Genomic DNA, 20152 nt, shown 5'->3' on the forward strand with positions numbered 1-20152 from the left:
TATGTAGAGAGCCACCCTTTGGGTGGCTCTTTTTATTGTGATTTATCCAGCTGATTGCGTAGTTTATTCCGGTCAGATGGTCTCCATCTCATGTTTGTCTGCTGAGGACAGGTGGCACTTTACCTTGTCGATGCGCACCGCCGCCACCTTGAACTCGGGGATCTTGGCGTGGGGGTCGGTGGCATTGATGGTGAGCCGGTTGGCCGGGGCTTCGGCAAAGTGGAACGGGATAAAGACCACGCCCGGTTGCATCCGTCTGGTCACGAAGGCGGGCAGCTCGATATGGCCGCGGCGGCTGGTGACCTTCACCCGCTCGCTGTTACTGATCCCCAACCGCTGCGCATCCACCACGCTCATCATCACCCGTGGCCCGGCCAGCTTGTCGAGCCCCCTGGTCTTGCGGGTCATGGTGCCGGTGTGGAACTGCTCCAGCAGGCGGCCGGTGGTGAGCACGATGGGATAGGTCTCGTCGGGCAGTTCGGCGGCATAGCGGAACGGGGTGGCGACCATCTCCCCCTTGCCGCGGGTGAACTGCTTGCCGTGGAGCAGCCGGGTGCCTTCGGGCGCCGCATCGTTGCAAGGCCACTGTAGCCCTTGCGCTCCCACCTTGTCCCACTGGATGCCGGCGTATTGCGGGGTGACCCGGCAGATCTCGGCGCTGATCTCCTGGGCGTTCTGATAGCGCCAGTCGCCGCCCATTGCATTGGCAATCTGCTGGATGATCCACCAATCCTCCCGCGCTTCCCCCGGCGCCTTGAGGGCGGGGGAGATGCGCTGCACTCGCCGTTCGGTGTTGGTGAAGTGGCCGCTCTTCTCGGCAAAGGAGCAGGAGGGGAGCACCACATCGGCGAGTTGGGCAGTTTCCGAGAGGAAGATATCCTGCACCACCAGAAACTCCAGCTGCTTGAGCCCCTCGATGACGTGATGCTGATCCGGATCGCTCAGCACCGGGTTTTCTCCCATCACATAGAGCCCCTTGATGCTGCCCGCGCAGGCGGCATCTATGGTCTCGGTGAGGGTAAGGCCGGGCGTGCGCGGCAACCCTGGTTGCTGCCAGGCGGCGGCGAAGCGGGCATGAACCTCGGGGTTGGCCACCTTCTGATAGCCGGGCAGGCAGTTGGGCAGCGCCCCCATGTCACAGGCACCCTGCACGTTGGATTGGCCCCGCAGCGGGTTGATGCCGCCCCCTTCGATGCCGATGTTGCCGCACAGCAGTTGCAGGTTGGCGATGGCGCGCACATTGTCGTGGCCGGTGGTGTGCTGGGTGATCCCCATCGAGTAGTAGATGGCGGTGCGTTCGGCGGTGCCGATAAGGCGCGCGAGCTCGATCACCTGCTCGGCCGGCACGCCGGTGACGAGGGCGACCTTGTCCGGTGCATAGGCGGGGGAGAGCACCTCCGCTTGCAGCGCTTCGAACCCTTCTACTCGTGCGGCGATATAGGCCTTGTCGTGCCAGTCGTGCTGGATGATCTGCTGCATCAGGCCGTTGAGCAGCATCACGTCGGTGCCGGGTCGGTGAGCCAGATAGAGGCTGGCATGGTCCGCCATCTCGATCCGCTTGGGATCGGCCACCACTAGCCGCGCCTTGCCCGTGGTGACTGCCCGCTTGATATGGGAGCCGATGATGGGGTGGGCCGCCGAGGTGTCGGAGCCGATGATGAAGATGAGATCCGAGTGATCAATGCTCGGGATGTCGTTGGTCATGGCGCCGCTGCCGAGTGACGCCTCCAGCCCGGTGACGGTGGAGGCGTGGCAGAGCCGCGCGCAGTGATCCACGTTGTTGGTGCCCAGCTCCCGGCGCATGAACTTCTGGAACAGGTAGTTCTCTTCGTTGGTGGTTTTGGCCGACGAAAAACCCGCCAGTGCATCGCTGCCATAGCGTTTGCGCAGGGCTGTGAAGCGCTCGGCCACCAGAGCGATGGCCTCCTGCCAGCTGGCGGGCACCAGCTTGCCATCCTTGCGGACAAGCGGTGTGGTGAGGCGCTCCTCGCTCTGGATAAAGTCAAAGCCGAAGCGTCCCTTGACGCAGAGCAGCCCCTGGTTGACCGGCGAGTTGCGATTTCCCTCCACATAGCGGATGCGGTTGAGCGCCTCATCGACATAGAGGGTGACGCCGCAGCCGACCCCGCAGTAGGTGCAGATGGTATTGACCGGCGTGAGCAGTTCGGTGCGCCCCTGTGATTTGTCGCGGGCATCCACCAGGGCGCCGGTGGGGCAGACCTGTACGCAGGCGCCGCACTGCACGCAGTGGGAGTCGCCCATTGCCAGCCCGGCATCAAACTGCGGGCGGTTTGAGAGGGTGCCATCGCTGTTTTTGGCAAAGTGCAGCACCCCTTGTACCGCCTGTTCGCCACAGGTCTGCACGCACTGGCCGCAGCCGATGCAGCGGTTGGCATCGAACACGATAAATTCGCTGCTGTTATCCACTGCAAACTTCTGGCACTGGCTGGTATCGAGGGCGCGCTGGTCGACCTTGTATTCAGTGGCGTAGTCGCGCAGGGCACAATCGGTGTTGGCCTGACAGCCGCACTCCAGGCAGCGGCTGGCTTCGCTGCGGGCATCCTGGTCACTGATGCCGCGCTCTACCTCGGCAAAGCTGCCCTCGCGATCCTTATCTGCCAAATGAGGCATGATGCTGCGGGCGACTTTTTTCAGGTGAGCAAACTGGGCGGGATCCACCTGCTTGAGTTTGGGTGCCTTGCAGGCGTTGAAGGGGTGCACCGGATCGACCATATCCCCATGGAGGAACTGGTCGATGGCCAGTGCGGCCTTGCGGCCATCGGCGACCGCCTCGATGGCGGTCGCCGGTCCACGGCGCAGATCGCCGATGGCAAACAGGTTGCCGTGACCGCTGTGCATGGTCTCGGGATGGGACTCCAGCGTCTGCCAGCGGGTGAAGGGGAGGGTGAGGGGCTCCCCCTCCATAAAGCTGAGATCCGGTTGTTGGGAGACCGCCGCAATCACGGTATCGAACTCTTCGACAAGGTACTCGCCGGTGGGCTCCGGGCGGCGGCGACCGGAGGCATCCGGTTCGCCGAGGGCCATCTTCTCGAGACGCACCTGACAGACGCGACCACGGCTGTCCGGCAGATTCTCCACCGGATTGGTCAGCATCATGAAGCGCACCCCTTCGTGCTCCGCCTCGTCGATCTCGTACGCTTCGGCGGGCATCTCGGCGCGGGTGCGACGATAGATAAGGGTGGTTTCCGCTCCCAGCCGAATGGCGGTACGGGCGCAGTCGATGGCGGTGTTGCCACCACCGATCACCGCCACCCTCTTGCCGGTGGTGAGCCGCTTGGCCAGCATCCGATCCTTGAGGTAATCGACCCCGAGATAGCAACCGGCCAGGGTGCTGCCCGGGTAATCCATCGGCACCGCCTTGGAAGCGCCAACCGCCAGACAGACCGCATCATAGTCGCGGCACAGCTCCGAGAGGGTGATTTGGTGGCCCAGTCGCTGCCTGGTGTGGATCCGCATGCCACTTTGGCACATCAGGTCGATCTCCTGATCGAGGATCGCCTTGGGCAGCCGGTATTCAGGGATGCCGTAGCGCAGCCAGCCACCCGCTTCGGGCATCGCCTCGAACAGATCGACCTCGAACCCTTCGTAACCCAGATAATAGCCGCAGGTGAGACCGCCCGGGCCGCTGCCGATAATGGCCACCCGCTTGCCCTTGGCGGGCTTCTTTGCCGGTTGATAGGGGGCAACCTCGGCCAGATCGAGATCGGCGGCATGGCGCTTGAGCTGACGAATGGCCAGCGGCTCATCCACCAGCGCACGGCGGCACTCCGCTTCACAAAAAGCGGGGCAGATCCGGCCAATGGAGAGGGGCATCGGCAGGGTCTGCTTGATGACGGCCATCGCCGCCTCGTGCTCCCCCATGGCGAGGTGGTGCAGATAGGATTGAATGTCCACCCCGGCCGGACAGGCGCGTTGGCAGGGGGCTTCGCAATCGGCGTAGTGATCTGCGAGGATGCGGCCGAGCGCCTGCTGACGGTGCGCGCGCAGGGCATCGCTTTGGGTCGTGACCATCATCCCTGCCTTGGGGCGCGTCTCGCAGGCGCACCGGATGCCGAGCCCGGCAATCTCGACCACGCAGAGATCGCACGGCGTTTTGGGAGCGCTGGTGTTGTCACTGCACAGGGAGGGGATATCGATCTGGTGCTGTTTGGCTATCTGGAGCAGGGTTCTGGTCGGGTCAACCGTCAACTGAGCCCCATCGAGGGTGATGGTGATCATGGCGTCATAAACTCGCTTTCAAGGCGCAGAAAATGCTGCATCTGGCAGAGCCAGCAGGGGAAGCGACAGGGAGGATCGCTTGGTATCTTCTCACCATACCAAAGACGGCATTCAACTTTATTTGATTTAACTCAGGTTCTTTGCCTAAAAAGAAAACGATTTCAATGGTGGTGATATCCGTGGAGGACGCTCTGGACTTTGACTACCTATGTTGAGTTAAAACATCGCATTTCCTGCACTTTTATGGCCATTAAAGCAACCGTAAGCTGTATGTGATATGGAGATTACTCATGATGGCACGATGAGGGATATCCTAAAATATGCAACTTTTGTTTCGGTTTGTGGCGCAGGGCAAGCGACATTGGAAATAGCCGAACTGGCTGCACCTTGCGATCGGCAAAATGAATACAGATATGGCTCTGGATGGGCCATCTGATGAAAATTGCCGCTGGTCACCGTTTTGCTGTACTGAGACCTGATGTTACAACTCCAACTCAATGATTGGGATCTCCCAGCGCTCGATGCATATCTGGGGTTGATACTCTTCTTTCTCCTGTTCTTTACGTCGTTCCACCAGAGCAATCACTCGGGCTTCACGGATGCTATTCATGTCGAATTTCCAGGTCTCTTCGCCGAGCAGGGAGAGGCGAGCTATTTCGTGATTCTGGTGATACACATGAAGCTTGTTGTTTTTATCGGGAGCGATACGCACGGCATCGCCAACCTTTATCTGACTGAGCAGGCGGTGGATAGGATGAGTCTCGCTACTGCGTCCGGCATAGCCCAACACCAGTTGCGACATACCCATCATGGCGAAGCGGCGTAGTCTGTCCGGTCGGGTTGCGTTAGGTCTCTGCACGTAGCAGTGGGAGGCGATCAGTGGAATATGGGGGTTACGTTGATCGTGGCGAGCCATGAGAACCAGCCTTTCGATAGCACGAGTCATCCCCAAACAGGGCCACGACATCAGTCGAGTTCATTAATAGCCATCTCCATCTGGCGTTGACCTCTCATGGCGATAATAAGTGCCAAGAGATCAGTGAGTTGGACAAATATTACCCGAAATGTTGAGCGGTGGCATCATTCAGAGCCCTCTGGCCGCGCTTCTTTTGGCTGGCATCCCGTTTTTGTAAATGCCTCTGCCCCCTCAATCGTTCATGTGTGGAAAGTGTCGTCCTTGTCATGGTCAACCCACTGATCTTGTTGGACTATTTCTCTTACTTCTCCGATCGGAACGCATAGTGTCCCTCGATTACTAGCAGCGCCACGCCACCGAATTGGCGACCCGTTACCAGCAGGTATCTGCGCGCACTGTTCATTGCGACTGGCTCACTCTGCTGGAGCCTTGGCTTTTGGCTGCACCGCGCAGGGTGTTTGATGTGGGGGCTGGCAGTGGTCGGGATGCCGCGTTTTTAGCGGGGCTCCATCAGGGCAACACTGTGGTCGCTGCCGAGCCCTGTCAGTCACTCGCTCTACAAGGTCAATGTCATACCTGTGAGGCTGCAGTTGCGTGGGTCAATGACGCTATGCCGGCTCTCTCTCGCGTGACCGGTACTTTTGATCTGATTTTGCTCAGTGCTGTCTGGATGCATCTCCCCCCGGAGTCTCGTCCCTTGGCGCTGGCACGTCTTCATGAGCTGCTCTCACCAGATGGTTATCTGGTATTGAGTCTTCGTTTGGTTATCTCGGAGCAGGATATGCGGGAGCGAGCCATGTATCCGGTAGCTGTCGATGAGGTGGAGCGGCTTGCATTGGAGGAGGGGATGACACTGCTCCATGTGTCAGAACCACAGGAGGATGCCTTGGCGCGTAGCGGCTTGAGTTGGCAGAGTCTGATCCTTGGGGGTGAACATGCACGCCTCCCCTGAGCAACAACTCGCTTTTATTGCCTATCTGCAACGCATCTTTACCGAAGGCGATTTTGTGGCCACTTACAAGTGCGCCTTGCTTCACGGGATTGCAGATATCGCGATTGAACGCAGTACCGAGACCCATGATCTGACCGCGGCGCGCACTATTACGCTGGACGAACTGGCCACCAAGTTTGTGGAGCTTTATTGGCAGCACAGTCTGCCCTACTCGGCGACGGGAGAAACGGCTACCTTGCTCAAACAGAGCAGCGGTCGTCAGGCCATCATGCTGACGGAGTTGTCCCGGCTGCGTGCAGAGGGGGTCCGCTCGGTAACTGCACTGCGTCGTCACGACGCCTGGCGGCCTCTTCTTGCCCGAGTTCGGCGCATCCTTGTTGAGGGGCCCTTGTGGCGTCTGCAGATATTGGGTGGGCGAGAGGAGTGACACCTCTATCCTCATCAAAGGGGCGCGGATCATATCTGCCTGAACCCCGGCATTCTCTACTGTCTCCACCGCTTTTACGATCTGGTGGTCTCCCTCTCCCGACAGCATTGGTTGCAGCTTATCTGCGACATCAAGGGGAATCAGCCACTGATTGGCCCCAGTGTAGGGCTGGAGAATTTTCTCTTTGGTTCAAGCCGTCAGGCGCTGGGGCGAGTGGGGGAGGTTTTGAGGGACTTGCAGGCGGGAACCTGTTTTTACTGTAACAAGGCGATACACGGGAATGGCGAGGTAGACCATTTCATCCCCTGGCGTCGTTATCCAATCGATTTGGGCCACAACTTCGTACTGGCACACGCCAACTGTAACCGGAGCAAACGGGATTTTCTCGCCGCTCCCGAGCACAGGGATGCCTGGTACGAGCAGAATATCCTGACTCACGGGGCGTACCTCACTGACGAGCTGGCCCCTCTGGTGAGCGTCGACGCCGTGCGTTCTACCGCCATCGCCACTTGGGCCTATCAGCAAGCACTCCGTGAGCATGCTAGGTTGTGGCGTGGTATTGACCAGTTTGTTGACGTCACAGCCCCCAGTGTGAATATTCCCCTGCGCTTTCTGTGAGACGTTGAGGCTTTCACGCTAGATAAACTCGATAAAAAAGGGCCACCTCTTGCGAGGTGGCCCTTTCCAAACGTTTGGTGGAGCTGGGGGGATTTGAACCCCCGTCCAAAATTACTACATCCTTGGCACTACATGCTTAGTCACTCTTTACATTCGCCAACCCGCTGCGGAGAGACACGCCACGAATTGACTAGCTCGATTGGTTTTAATGCTTCCGCCCCGAGCAGGACTTCCACACGATCCTGTGAAGGATGACCTTCCGATTCCCTAGGACACAGGCAAGCTAGGGTAGAAGGGCTCTATGCAGGTTATTAAGCTGCTAGTGCGTAGTTTTCGTCGTTTGCGACTATTTTTTTGCGGTTTATTAACGAGGCCTACCGCACCTCGGCATGCACCTTGGGTTTCGTGAATCTTGTCGAATCCAGAATCAGCCCCAAGTTGTTAATTGCGATTGTACGCAAAAATGCTGTCATAGCAAGGCGTTGATACCCATTCCCTCTGGCAGCCAGTCTGTTTGCCGATTTATTGTACGCAGCTGAGCCTGAAGAGCCAGCTGCGCCGGGGGAAGGTGAACTGGCGTTCTGATCCTGCCAGTCGCAGGTTAGCCGCGATGCTTGTTCTTCATGATGCGGGCTTTCTCTCGATCCCATTCGCGGGCCTTGGTATCTTCGCGCTTGTCGTGCTCTTTCTTGCCCTTCACCAGGCCGATCTCGACCTTGACCCAGCACTGTTTCCAGTAGAGGGCGAGGGGAACTATAGTGTAGCCCTGACGGGCGATCAGGCTTTCGAGCTTGTCGAGTTCACGACGGCTCAGCAGCAGTTTGCGGGTGCGGGTCGGGTCACATACCACATGGCTGGAGGCCGCTTGCAGTGGCAGGAAGCTGGAGCCGAACAGATAGGCCTCGCCATCGCGGAAGATGACATAGGCTTCACTGATGTTGGCCTTGCCCGCCCGCAGGGATTTGACTTCCCACCCTTGCAGGGACAGACCCGCTTCGATCTTCTCTTCGATGAAGTATTCGTGGCGCGCGGTTCTGTTGAGTGCAATGGTGCTGGACCCGGCTTTGTTTTTACTGTTTTTTTTGCTCATGACGGGCGATTTCCGGCAATGACTAGGAGGCTCGTATTATACGTAGGCAGGGACGGCTGTAAAACGCGCAGCAGGTCAAGTGGTGGCTTTCTGAGCGGTTTGGCTGAGGTTTTACCTCCACAACCCCAAACATGGTGATAAAATCGCGCCGATTGGATGAGGAAAAGCCATGCCCCGAATTACGCGCAGTGCCCTGGTGATGTTCAGTGCAGAACAGATGTTCAAGTTGGTTAACGATGTGGATGCCTACCCGCAGTTTTTGCCCGGCTGTGTCGGCAGCCGTGTCCACGAGGCTGGCGATGACTACATGATGGCGTCGGTCGATGTGGCCAAGGCGGGGATTGCCAAGACCTTTACTACCCGCAATCAGCTGGATGTGAACCGCCAGATCAGGATGGAGCTGGTGGATGGCCCGTTCCGCAAGCTGGCGGGCTGGTGGACCTTTACCCCGCTTGATGTCGACGCCTGCAAGGTGGAGTTTGATCTCGATTTCGAGTTTACCTCCAAGCTCATCGAGGTGGCCTTTGGTCAGGTATTCCGCGATCTGGTGAGCTCCATGGTCTCCGCCTTCTCCAACCGGGCGAAGGAGGTCTACGGTGTCTGACCAGCTCAATATCGAGGTTGTCTATGCCTTGCCGCAGCAGCAGACGGTGATTGCCCTGCGGGTGGCGCCCGAGACCTGCGTGCTGGCGGCCATCGAGCAGTCCGGCATCGTGCAAAAGCACCCCGAGATTGACTTGTCGGTCAACAAGTTCGGCATCTACAGCCGCCCGGTGAAAGGGAGCGAGCCGCTGCACGACGGCGATCGTATCGAGATCTACCGCCCGCTCATCGCCGATCCCCGCGAGATGCGCAAAAAGCGGGCCGAGAAGGCCAAAGAGGAGGGGAGAGCCGATAGCGTGACCGGTGGTCGCCCCGATGTGCATCGCAAGCACCGCGAGTAGCGCTCAGGTTTTTCTTGCAGAAAAAAGGCGCCGAGGCGCCTTTTTTTGATCCCGTTAGCTGGTGAGCTGGCCGAGGGGATATCAAGAGAGGGCTGCTTCTGTCACGCCCAGCCGGGCGCGTGCCCAGGCGGCCAGCAGCTCGACCCCGCTTTGCATCACCCGCTCATCGAAATCGAATTCGTTGTGATGGTGCGGCGCCGCCAGATCGGCCCCCAGGATCAGGTAAGCCGCTTCGCCCCCCTGCTTTTGCACCCGCTCCATCAGAAAACCGGCATCTTCGCTGGCGCCAAAGCGGCGAGTCTGGATGGTGGCAAGCCCTTGCTTGCGGGCCAGCGCCGCCAGCTCGGCCTGCAGCGCTGGGCTGTTGTCGAGCGCAATGGCCTCACCCTGCTTGATGATGCGGTAGGTGACGCCGTGGGCTAGGGCGGTACCTTCGACGATGCGCTGTACCTGACTGAACATGTAGTCGTTGAGCGCGCTGTCGGCGCCGCGGGTCTCACCGCGTAGCTCGGCATGATCGGGGATGACGTTGCGGCCGCTGCCAGCGTGAAGCTGGCCGACGTTGATGCGGGTCATGCCGTCGCGGTGGCGGGGGATGCCTAGCATGGCGGTGGTGGCCATGCAGGCGGCGGCCAGCGCATTGCTGCCGGCATTGGGCTCGAGCCCTGCATGGGCGGCGGTGCCCATAAAGTGGACGTCGAACTTGGTGGAGCAGAGAAATTCGGTGGGATTGATCACCAGCTCGCCGCTGCCAGCGTGAATACCGATATGGAGCGAAAGCAGGGCATCCACGTCATCGAGTGCACCACCGGCCGCCAGCGCCTTGCCACCGCGGCACCCCTCTTCGGCCGGCTGGAAGAAGAGCTTGATGCGACCACACAGCTGCTCTTTCATCGCCATCAACTGGCTGGCCAGCCCCATGCCGATGGCGGTGTGGCCATCGTGAGCGCAGGCGTGCATCCACCCCTTGTTGTGGGAGGCAAAACCCTCTTGCTGCGGCTGGTGCTGTTCGGCGTCGGACTCTTCCACCTCCACCGCATCGATGTCGAAGCGAAAGGCCAGGGTCGGGCCGGGGCGGCCGGTATCCAGCTCCCCCATCAGCCCGGTGACATCGCCGATCCGTTCCAGCCAGTCGGGATGGGCCCCCTGACGGCGGGCGCGAGCCTTCTCGGCCGCCACATCCACATCACGGCCCATCATCAGATTGCTGGCCAGCAGTTTGTCGCCGAGCACGATGCGATAACCGAGCTCGCTCAGGTGGTGGGCAATCAGGCTGGTGGTGCGAAACTCTTTCCAGGCGGCTTCCGGCAGGCGGTGCAGGTCGCGGCGCCACAGGATCAGGTGCTCAAGGGTCATCTTGGCTTCCTTGGTGATTCGATTTGTCAGCTATTGTGCCTTTTTTCCCGGCTGACCACACGGGGCCCGCAGCTGGTCGGGGGAGCCGTGCGTGCGAGTGGTGACTGTTCGGGCCGTGAATAGTGGTGAGCGCCCATAAAAAACGCCTCCACAAGGGAGGCGTTGTCGATAGCTGGTTATCAGGCCGCGTGATGGTAAGCGGAGGCTTCAAACAGCTTCTTGTTGGCCACCAGATCGATGGGGTCAAAATCATCGACGTTGATGGTGCGCAGGCGACTTACCTCGGCGCGGCGCAGCAGCTCGGCTTCGCTCTGGGTCAGCACACCAGCGGCCAGGCCGATGTCGGCCACCTTGTCCAGCGCCATGAAGGGACGCTTGATGCCATCGCTCTTGCAGACTTTCTCGAACAGCGGCTCGGCGGCCAGCACGTCATCGAGCGCCTGCTCCAGCAGGCCGAAGGGGTTGCCCTCTTCGCGCGTCAGGTATTGGCCCTTGGCCAGGCGGCTGCGGGTCTCGCTCGGGGTTTGCAGCAGACGGGCAACCTGTTGGTCCAGCTTGTCGCACGGACGGTTCAGGTCACGGCCAAGCGGCAGCACCACGGCGCGAAGGGCCAGACCAATCCAGCGGTTCGGGAAGTTGCGAAGCAGCTCGTCGATCGCCTCTTGTGCCTTGAACATGGCATCTTGCAGTGCCCAGTGCAGCAGCGGCAGATCGGCCTGCTGGCGTCCCTCATCCTGATAGCGCTTGAGGGCGCTGGAGGCCAGATAAAGCTGGCTCAGCACGTCGCCAAGACGGGCGGAGACCCGCTCCTTGCGCTTGAGCTCGCCACCCAGGGTGCCCATCGCCATGTCTGACAGGAACGCCAGGTTGGCCGAAAGGCGGGAGAGCTGCTGGTAGTAGCCCTTGGTCTGATCCTTGTACGGTGAAGCGGCAAAGCGGGCGCCGGTGATACCGAGCCAGAAGCTGCGCACCAGGTTGCTGATGGCAAAGCCGACGTGGCTGAATACTGCCTTGTCGAAATCTTTCAGCGCCTGCTCTTTATCCGGGTGGCTGGCAGCCAGCATCTCCGGCAGTACATACGGGTGGCAGCGGATAGCGCCCTGACCATAGATGATCATGCTGCGTGTCAGGATGTTGGCCCCTTCTACCGTAACGGCGATGGGCGCACCCTGATAGCCACGGGCCAGATAGTTGTTGGGGCCCATGCAGATGGCTTTGCCGCCGTGGATGTCCATGGCATCGATGATGCACTTCTGGGCACGGTCGGTGAGGTGGTATTTGACGATGGCGGAGATGACCGAGGGCTTCTCGCCAAGGTCGATGCCGGTCACGGTCAGGTTGGCTGCGGCGCCCATGATGTAGGCGTTGCCACCGATGCGGGCCAGCGGATCTTCAATCCCTTCCATCTTGCCGATGGGCAGCTTGAACTGGCGACGGATGCGGCTGTAGGCGCCGCTTGCCAGGGCCAGCATCTTGACGCCACCTGTGCTGTTGGAGGGCAATGTGATACCGCGGCCAACCGACAGACACTCGACCAGCATGCGCCAGCCCTGACCAGCCATGGCCGGGCCACCGATGATGAAATCGAGCGGGACGAACACATCCTTGCCCTGGGTCGGGCCGTTCTGGAACGGCACGTTGAGCGGGAAGTGGCGACGGCCGATGCCGACCCCCTTGATGTGAGTGGGAATGAGGGCGCAGGTGATGCCAAGCTCTTCCTCATCCCCCAACAGGTGTTCCGGATCACGCAGTTTGAAGGCGAGACCCAAGACGGTGGCGATAGGGGCGAGCGTGATGTAGCGCTTGTTCCAGGTGAGGCGCATACCGAGCACCTCTTTTCCTTCCCACTCACCCTTGCAGACGATACCGAAGTCGGGGATGGAGCCGGCGTCAGAGCCCGCTTCCGGGCTGGTCAGGGCGAAGCAGGGGATCTCTTTACCTACCGCCAGGCGGGGCAGGTAGTAATCTTTCTGCTCGTCGGTGCCATAGTGCTGCAGCAGTTCGCCCGGGCCCAGCGAGTTGGGCACGCCGACGGTGGAGGCGAGCACGGCGCTGGCTCCGCACAGTTTTTGCAGGACGCAGGACTGGGCGTAGGCCGAGAACTCCAGACCGCCATATTTCTTCTTGATGATCATGGCGAAGAACTTGTTGTCCTTCAGGTATTGCCACACCTCGGGGGAGAGATCCGCGCGCTCGTGGGTCACTTCCCAGTCGCTCACCATGCGGCACACTTCCTCGACCGGACCATCCATAAAGGCCTGTTCTTCGGCAGATAGGGTGCTGACCGGAATGGCGTGCAGTTTTTTCCAGTCCGGGTTGCCCGCGAACAGATCGGCTTCCCACCAGGTGGTGCCCGCTTCGATCGCTTCTTTCTCGGTGCGGGACATCTCCGGCATGATCGATTTGTAGATCTTGAACAGCGGCTTGGTTATTTGATTGCGGCGAAATTCCACCAGATTGAGCGGGATGGCGATCACCGCGAACAGCGCCCATACCAGCAAGGGCACATGACCATAGATGGCGCCAAGCGCCAGGGCGGCGCCGGTGACCAGGGTGGAGATGAACAGGGATGCCCGGCGATAGGCCAGGGCTCCGATAACCAGGATCACCCCGAGCAGAGTGAGGGTCGTCGTCATTGCTTGCTCCTTGCGTGTATAAATGTGCCAACTTGGTATAACTCATCCAGAGGTCTGACCTGTTGGATATGGCCCCTGTTGTAATTCATACGCACAAAGTTATCAAGCTGTTTACATCTTCATTACCTTCTCTCTGTGATCCCCATAACGCTCACGCGCCGCCAGCGCTGTGGCTCGCAGGGGGGCGACTGTGCGATTCGCTTGTGCGAGAATAGCCGCGATCTACACGCACACTAAAAACAGTGGAAGAGACATCATGTACCAAGAATTGATCCGCAATGAACTGACCGAAGCTGCCAGCGTGCTGCAGGCCTTCCTGGCTGATGAGCAGAACCTGAAAAACATCGAAGCGGCCGCCAAACTGCTGGCTGACTCTTTCAAGGAAGAGGGCAAGGTGCTCTCTTGTGGCAACGGTGGTTCCCACTGTGACGCCATGCACTTTGCCGAAGAGCTGACCGGTCGCTATCGCGAGAACCGCCCGGGTTACGCCGGTATCGCCATCTCCGATCCGAGCCACCTCTCCTGCGTCTCCAACGACTTTGGCTATGACTATGTCTTCTCCCGTTACGTAGAAGCGGTCGGCCGCCGTGGCGACGTGCTGCTTGGTATCTCCACCAGCGGCAACTCCGGCAATATCCTGAAAGCCATCGAGGCTGCCCGCGCCAAAGGGATGAAAGTGATCGCCCTGACCGGCAAGGATGGCGGCAAGATGGCAGGCCTGGCGGATGTCGAGATCCGGGTTCCGCACTTTGGCTATGCCGACCGTATTCAGGAAGTGCACATCAAGGTGATCCACATCCTGATCCAGCTGGTCGAAAAAGAGATGGCCAAGTAATCAGGCCACGCTACCGGACAAGGGCATCACAGGTTAATGGTTTGTCATCGACCGGTTGCTGCCACAGGGGAAGGAATTGCGCCTTCCCCTGCTGTCTGTCGAACCAGTGTGCTGGTCGAACATGACACAAGCCAAATCATGAAAGGAGTCTGCCGGATATGTGCGAACTGCTCGGCATGAGTGCCAATGTGCCGACCGATATCTGCTTCAGCTTTACCGGGTTGATGCTGCGCGGCGGCAAGACAGGGCCCCACAAGGATGGCTGGGGGATCACCTTCTACGAGGGGAAGGGCTTTCGCACCTTCAAGGATCCCGAGCCCAGTGCCCAATCTCCCATCGCCAGACTGGTACAGGCGCTGCCCATCAAGAGCTGCGCCGTGGTCAGCCACATTCGGCAGGCCAACCGTGGCTGCGTGTCGCTGGAAAATACCCACCCCTTTACCCGTGAGCTGTGGGGCCGTTACTGGACCTTCGCTCACAACGGTCAGCTGACCGGTTACAAGAAGCTGCCAACCGGTCGCCACCGTCCGGTAGGGGATACCGACAGCGAGCACGCCTTCTGCTGGCTGCTCGACCGGTTGGAGCAGAAGTACCCCAAGCGTCCTGCAAACTTTCCCGCCATGTTTCGCTATATGGCCACCTTGTGTGATGAGCTCAGAGCATTCGGGGTGTTCAACATGCTGCTCTCGGACGGGGAGTATGTGATGAGCTACTGCAGCAACAACCTGCACTGGCTGACTCGCTGCGCGCCATTTGGCGAGGCGAGTTTGCTGGATGAGGAGGTGGTGATCGATTTCCAGAGCGAGACCACACCCAACGATGTGGTGACGCTGGTCACGACGCGGCCGCTGACCGGCAATGAGAACTGGATCAAGATGGCCCCCGGCGAATTCAATCTGTTCCGGCTTGGGGAGCGGGTGGCGACCAATCGGGTTGCGCTTGGGCAAGATAAAAAAATACCAGGGTAGATACCTACCCTGGTTCTTCGCAGCAGCCATAAAAGGCAAAAGGGATGAGAGGTGTTGCTGAGCATCATCACTCTGACGGCATTGAGTGTTGATCAATTGTTAATTTGTGGCAATCAAGTTGTTGTCTTGACGGGCGTTTGAGCATCGCTATTTCGATACTGATCACATTTTTTGCCACTTTATTCCCTGAGCCATCCAATCGGGTGCTTCATCACTGCCTGGTCGTGAGCCACGACATCGAAAACTATCTATAGTATGGTCTGTTTGAATACCGTTCTGGAGGAGCCTCGCATGGAGTGGGTGGATCGCAAGGTGTTGCAGCAGCTGGCAGAGGATATCGGTCCGGATATGCTGCCCGTGGTCATCGCAGTCTTTATTGAAGAGGTGGGCGAGCAGCTGAGTCAGCTCAGACCCCTCTATGAACAGGGAGAGTGGGAGGCGCTGGCTCGGGTGGCGCACAGCATGAAATCATCCTGTGGCAGCTATGGCGCCATGCCGAGTTATCAGCAGGTGATGGCACTTGAGATGGCCAGCAAGCAGGCCGATGTGGCAGAGGCAGAGCGCCAGTTGCAACTGTTGGAGGCCTCCTTGCCCCAAGTGCTCGCGTTTCTTGCCGATTATCAGTAACGGCGCCATGCAGGGGTGCCGGGGCGCAGTGACCGTTGCCTAACGCTGGTTGAGCAGTTGCTGGATGATCCGGTCCAGCGCCAGTTTAAGCTTCAATCGATCGTGCCGATGGGGCAGCTCAAGCTCGCCCAGCTCGGCTTCGATCACACGCCCTTGCCAGCCCCCCGCATCACTCGAGCCCTGTGGGGCCAGGATGGCATCCAGCCGACCCTGACCGACCCGGGATTCCAGCCAGCGACACTGACTCATCAGATCCAGCTGGCTGGCAGGGCCGTTTTCCGCCACCAGATTACAGACGAAAACCAGCATGGCGCTGCTCTCGTTGATGGCCTGGGCGATCTCGGCCAGCAGCAATGGCGGCATGATGGAGGTGAGGAAACTGCCCGGCCCCAGAATGATCATGTCCGCCTGCTGCAATGCCAGCACCGCTTCGCGGGTCGCTTGCACCTCCGGCATCAGGCCGAGGGAGAGGGGTGGTGTTGCCAGTTGATCGATGGATACCTCTCCCAGGATCTGGGTGCCACACTCCATATGGGCGCAGAGATCGGTGGGAAATTCAGACATGGGTAGCAATTGTGACTCTATTTTGAGCATGTCACTGATCAGCTTGATAGCATCAAGAGGACGGACACAGAGATTATCGAGCGCCAGCAGCATCAGGTTGCCAAGGTTGTGGCCCGCCAGCTCGCCTTTGCCGGCAAAGCGGTATTCGAACAACAGGCTGCCGATGCTGGGATCGGTGACCAGCTGGTTCAGGCAGTTGCGCAGATCGCCCCAGGCGATGCACTCCTGACTCTTGCGCAGGCGTCCGGTCGAGCCGCCATCATCTGTGGTGGTGACGATGCCGGTGAGCCGTTGACCGAGAAACGAGAGGGACGAAAGCACTCGTCCCATGCCATGGCCACCACCGATGGCAACGACCCGATCGAAGTCATTGATGTTTTTTTGCCACATATGGGCGTCCTGTCATTGGTCTCAGTTGACCGCTATGTTAGCAAGCGAAGCGAGATAATTGTTTGATAAAGGTATGATTTTTGCTTGAGGCTGCCATTCGATAAAACAAGGAGATGGTGTTGAAATTTCTGACCGTTCACTCCCTCGCCCAGAATTCATCGCTGGCGGCCCAAGATATCTGCGCGCAGCTGCGCCACCATGCCGATCAGGCCCCCTCCCTGCTGTTGCTCTATTTTACCCAAGCCCATGAGGGGGCGATACTGCGCGACGCGCTCAAATGCCAGTTCCCGACGACCCGCCTGCTTGGGTGCAGCTCTTGCGGTGGTGTCATGACCGATATGGGACACCACGCCCGAGACGGATATGGGCTGGCGGTTGCTGCTCTGTACGATGAGAAAGGGGCATTCGGGGTAGCCGGTGCCAGCGGTGACGGGGTGGATGTGCGGCAGTTGCTGCGCCGAGCCATGAGCGACTGTGGTCGACCGGGCGAGCTGCCCCAGCTGATCCTGTTTCATGCCAGTCCCGGCAAGGAGGAGGGGCTGCTGGCCGGAATCGAGGCAGAACTCGGTGCCTCGGTGCCGGTGGTCGGTGGATCCGCGGCTGATAGCAGCGTCAGCGGTGACTGGCAGCTCTGCTGGGATGAGGCGGTGGCTCAGGATGGCATCGGTCTGGCGGTGCTCTATCCCGATTGCCAGCTGGCTTTTCAGTTTCACTCCGGTTATGTGCCTGCCGAATTCAGTGGTGAGATCACCGCCTGCAACGGGCGGGAGGTACTCACCATCGATCACCAGCCTGCTGCCGAGGTCTATGCCCGCTGGTGCGGTCGCGAGCAGCCCTGGCCGGTGGGGGCGATTTTGCGGGAGACCACGCTCACCCCGCTGGCCCGTCAGGTGGGAGCGCTGGATGGTATTCCTTACTACAAACTTTCCCATCCTGAAGCTGTGACCGAACAGGGCGGGCTGCGGCTCTTTACCGATGTGGTGCAAGGGGAGCGTCTGCTGTTGATGTACAGCAGTCAGGAAGGGTTGTTGCAGCGCAGCCTCAATGCCATGCGCGTCGAGCCAGGGTATGGGGTCGATGTGGAATTGCAGCCTATCGGCGCTCTCATCATCTTTTGTGCTGGTTGTCGTTTGGCGCTAGGTGATATGTTGTGCCAATTTGTCGAACAGAGCCAGGCTCGCCTCGGCAAGATCCCTTTTATCACCCCCTTTACCTTCGGCGAGCAGGGGCGGCTGCCCAATGGCGAGCTGGCCCACGGCAACCTGATGGTATCGAGTGTGATCTTTCTGACCGCTTGAGCAGAGCAGGATACAAGATGATTGGCAACAGTGAATTGGAAGCCCTTGGCGACAAACTGCAGGCGACCCTGGTCGATCTCATGCGCTGTCGCGAGCGCGAGGCCAAGTATCGTCATGAATCCCATACCCTGCTGAAAGGGGTGGCCACACTGGCTGATGCCAAAACGCTGGAGCAGGTGCTGGAGAGCCTCATTCAAGTGCTCAAGCCCTTTATTGGATTTGAACATGCGGATGTGGTGGCCTGGAGTGGGGAACAGGGCATCACCCACCTCAGTACCGAGCCGGAACAGTGCGGTCGCAGCTGGTTGATGACCCCGGCCTTTGCTCGTGCCATTGCCGGAGAGACGTTGGTGATCTATGACCCGTTCCAGTTGCCTGAGCTGGCACCGCTGGCGAGCGAGCCGGGCTGGGCCAGCCTGATGCTGACCGGGCTGCAGGCCCCCGGCTTTACCGCCGTTATCCTCTGTCGGCACTCACTGGCCGGCTCCTTCGATCTGACCAGCAAGGCGGCTATGCAGCGCTGCCGTCCGTTGATTTCACAAGCGCTGGTCAACATTGCCTATCGGGCCCGCTTGCAGGAGCAGGTCGATTTAAAAACTCAGGCCCTGCAGGCCAGTGAACGCCGTTTTCGCAGTTTTGCCGCCATGGCCTCCGACTGGTTCTGGGAGACCGATGCCGAACACCGGCTCAGCTATGCTTCCGAGCCCGGTTACCTTGACGAGATGACCCCGCTGGCAACCCGGCCGACCCTCTATGACTATGTCTGCAACAAGCAGAGTACCGAGTCACAGGCATATCTCGACCTATTGGAGCAGCGTAAACCGGTTCGGGCTGTACGCATGCAGGTTGCGATGCTCGACGGCCCCCGCTGGATGGAGGTGAGTGCCGAACCCTGTTTTGATCATGGGGGGGCTTTTACGGGATATCGCGGTACCGCACGCGATATCAGCCACCAGATCCATCGTGAAGAGGAGCTGGCGCGGGCACGGGACGATGCGGAGGCGGCCAACCGTGCCAAATCCCAGTTTCTTGCCATGATGACCCACGAGATCCGCTCCCCCATGAATGCGGTGCTGGGGATGCTCGACCTGGTGCTACACGCCGAGCTGGCACCCGAGCAGAAGCAGTTGCTACGTCATGCCACCCACTCTGCCAGATTGCTGCAGACCATCATCGACGATGTGCTCGATTTCTCTAAAATCGAGTCCCAGACCCTGGTGTTCCATTGCGAGACCTTGCAACCGATCCAGTTGTGTCAATCCGTGATCGAACCGTTGCAGAACCGTGCCGACGGCAAGGGCATAACACTGAGCTATCGGGTAGATGAAGCTGTCCCTGCCGAGCTGCAGGGAGATCCGGTGCGTCTTACCCAGGTGATGGGCAATCTGCTGGACAACGCCCTCAAATTTACCGAACAGGGAGAGGTCACTCTCCATCTGGGTTGGCAGGATGAGAAGCTGTTGATCTCGGTCTCCGACACCGGGATCGGGATCGCTGATGCGGATCAGGCGCTGCTGTTTGAACCCTTCTCCCAGGTCGACAACTCGGCCACCCGGCGTTTTTCCGGTACCGGCCTCGGTCTTGCCATCAGCAAGCGTCTGGTGACGCTTATGGGGGGAGAGATCCACCTGAAGAGCGAGCCGGGCAAGGGAAGCTGTTTCTGGTTCGAACTGCCCGGCATGGCGCTACCCTGCCATAGCCAGCCGCAGCGGGAGGAGGGGGCTTCGGCACTGTTGCCACTGGATGTGCTGGTGGTGGAGGACAGCCCGGTGAATCAGCTGGTGGTGTCGCTGATGCTGCAAAAACTGGTGGGCAAGGTTCGGCTGGCTGCCAATGGTCTGGAAGCGCTGGCGCAGGTGGATGAGCAGCTCCCGGATCTGATCCTGATGGATATGCGGATGCCCCTGATGGACGGACTGGAAGCGACCCGACGCTTGCGTGAGTTGGGATGCACCATGCCTATCGTCGCCCTGACGGCCAATGCGATGGCGGAGGACAAGGCGTGCTGTCTGGCGCAGGGGATGGATGACTTTCTCGCCAAGCCTATCACCTTGTCACGGTTGAGAGAGTGTTTGCAGCGTCACTTTGGTCAGCGGTTGCCGACGCGCGGATAAAAAAAATGGTCAACTTTGTGGGTTGACCAGTTCTTCAGCAAATACTGAAGAGAGCACGGGATAAATCGGGTTGTATCAATCTATATGAAAAATCTGTGCCAACTTTTTCAGGACTCTTTTGTGTTCAATTTTGGCCGTTTAGCGCAGCGGCTCTCTCTTGTTATGGCGTTTTGCGTTC

At 59.4% G+C, this 20152-nt stretch carries 16 protein-coding genes and 1 other RNA gene; 10 read left to right on the top strand and 7 right to left on the bottom strand.

Annotation, left to right across the window (positions count from 1 at the left end):
* Positions 1-72: 72 nt before the first annotated feature.
* Both fdhF and G5182_RS03250 read right to left on the bottom strand, forming a co-directional pair.
* Positions 73-4239, bottom strand: coding sequence for a formate dehydrogenase subunit alpha (fdhF, locus tag G5182_RS03245; protein ID WP_421254182.1), 4167 nt, complete (start codon positions 4237-4239; stop codon positions 73-75).
* A 481-nt stretch (positions 4240-4720) separates the two neighbouring features.
* Positions 4721-5155: a hypothetical protein gene (locus G5182_RS03250; RefSeq protein WP_216951753.1), complete on the bottom strand. Its 435-nt coding sequence runs from the start codon at positions 5153-5155 to the stop codon at positions 4721-4723.
* A gap of 361 nt (positions 5156-5516) precedes the next feature.
* Here G5182_RS03250 and G5182_RS03255 point away from each other — a divergent pair, with 361 nt between their 5' ends.
* The 3 genes from G5182_RS03255 to G5182_RS03265 all read left to right on the top strand — a co-directional run bounded on the left by G5182_RS03255 (position 5517) and on the right by G5182_RS03265 (position 7152).
* Positions 5517-6107: a class I SAM-dependent methyltransferase gene (locus tag G5182_RS03255; protein ID WP_421230726.1), complete on the top strand. Its 591-nt coding sequence runs from the start codon at positions 5517-5519 to the stop codon at positions 6105-6107.
* Positions 6091-6534: a hypothetical protein gene (locus G5182_RS03260; protein ID WP_421230725.1), complete on the top strand. Its 444-nt coding sequence runs from the start codon at positions 6091-6093 to the stop codon at positions 6532-6534. Before G5182_RS03255 ends, G5182_RS03260 begins: the two co-directional genes overlap by 17 nt.
* 111 nt (positions 6535-6645) lie before the next feature.
* Positions 6646-7152 carry an HNH endonuclease gene (locus G5182_RS03265; RefSeq protein WP_421230724.1) on the top strand — a complete coding sequence of 169 codons (507 nt, stop codon included), beginning with the start codon at positions 6646-6648 and terminating at the stop codon, positions 7150-7152.
* A 75-nt stretch (positions 7153-7227) separates the two neighbouring features.
* On the opposite strand, the gene ssrA is transcribed toward G5182_RS03265, so the two are convergent.
* Positions 7228-7587, bottom strand: a transfer-messenger RNA (tmRNA) gene (ssrA, locus tag G5182_RS03270).
* Between the two features lie 166 nt (positions 7588-7753).
* Complete coding sequence (gene smpB, locus G5182_RS03275; RefSeq protein ID WP_005334498.1) at positions 7754-8242, bottom strand: SsrA-binding protein SmpB; 489 nt, start codon at positions 8240-8242, stop codon at positions 7754-7756.
* 169 nt (positions 8243-8411) lie between these two features.
* Between smpB and G5182_RS03280 the strand changes: the two genes are divergently transcribed.
* Together G5182_RS03280 and G5182_RS03285 are read left to right on the top strand one after the other, a co-directional pair.
* The gene (locus G5182_RS03280; protein WP_005334496.1) at positions 8412-8846 is read left to right on the top strand and encodes an SRPBCC family protein; all 435 of its coding nucleotides are present in this window, start codon (positions 8412-8414) and stop codon (positions 8844-8846) included.
* Positions 8839-9186, top strand: coding sequence for an RnfH family protein (locus tag G5182_RS03285; protein ID WP_005334494.1), 348 nt, complete (start codon positions 8839-8841; stop codon positions 9184-9186). Before G5182_RS03280 ends, G5182_RS03285 begins: the two co-directional genes overlap by 8 nt.
* Positions 9187-9267: 81 nt before the next feature.
* Here the strand turns inward: G5182_RS03285 and G5182_RS03290 are convergent, their stop codons facing one another.
* Both G5182_RS03290 and fadE read right to left on the bottom strand, forming a co-directional pair.
* Positions 9268-10542, bottom strand: a complete 1275-nt coding sequence (locus tag G5182_RS03290; RefSeq protein ID WP_236371193.1) for an amidohydrolase — start codon at positions 10540-10542, stop codon at positions 9268-9270.
* A 179-nt stretch (positions 10543-10721) separates the two neighbouring features.
* On the bottom strand, positions 10722-13178 hold the full coding sequence (gene fadE / locus G5182_RS03295) for an acyl-CoA dehydrogenase FadE (protein WP_421254183.1): 2457 nt from the start codon (positions 13176-13178) through the stop codon (positions 10722-10724).
* 256 nt (positions 13179-13434) lie between these two features.
* Here fadE and lpcA point away from each other — a divergent pair, with 256 nt between their 5' ends.
* The 3 genes from lpcA (at position 13435) to G5182_RS03310 (ending at position 15608) form a co-directional block, all read left to right on the top strand.
* Positions 13435-14013, top strand: a complete 579-nt coding sequence (gene lpcA / locus G5182_RS03300) for a D-sedoheptulose 7-phosphate isomerase (protein ID WP_005334485.1) — start codon at positions 13435-13437, stop codon at positions 14011-14013.
* 158 nt (positions 14014-14171) lie between these two features.
* The gene (locus tag G5182_RS03305; RefSeq protein WP_421172031.1) at positions 14172-14981 is read left to right on the top strand and encodes a class II glutamine amidotransferase; all 810 of its coding nucleotides are present in this window, start codon (positions 14172-14174) and stop codon (positions 14979-14981) included.
* 291 nt (positions 14982-15272) lie between these two features.
* On the top strand, positions 15273-15608 hold the full coding sequence (locus G5182_RS03310; RefSeq protein WP_005353511.1) for an Hpt domain-containing protein: 336 nt from the start codon (positions 15273-15275) through the stop codon (positions 15606-15608).
* Between the two features lie 39 nt (positions 15609-15647).
* On the opposite strand, the gene G5182_RS03315 is transcribed toward G5182_RS03310, so the two are convergent.
* On the bottom strand, positions 15648-16562 hold the full coding sequence (locus tag G5182_RS03315) for a gluconeogenesis factor YvcK family protein (RefSeq protein WP_216951738.1): 915 nt from the start codon (positions 16560-16562) through the stop codon (positions 15648-15650).
* Between the two features lie 113 nt (positions 16563-16675).
* Between G5182_RS03315 and G5182_RS03320 the strand changes: the two genes are divergently transcribed.
* Positions 16676-17860, top strand: coding sequence for an FIST signal transduction protein (locus tag G5182_RS03320; protein WP_421172030.1), 1185 nt, complete (start codon positions 16676-16678; stop codon positions 17858-17860).
* A 17-nt stretch (positions 17861-17877) separates the two neighbouring features.
* Entirely contained in the window at positions 17878-19974 is a 2097-nt protein-coding gene (locus tag G5182_RS03325) for an ATP-binding protein (protein ID WP_201937093.1), read from the top strand.
* Positions 19975-20152 lie beyond the last annotated feature (178 nt).

The sequence above is a fragment of the Aeromonas sp. 600948 genome, from assembly GCF_049174875.1.
GTDB classification, from domain to species: domain Bacteria; phylum Pseudomonadota; class Gammaproteobacteria; order Enterobacterales; family Aeromonadaceae; genus Aeromonas; species Aeromonas veronii_A.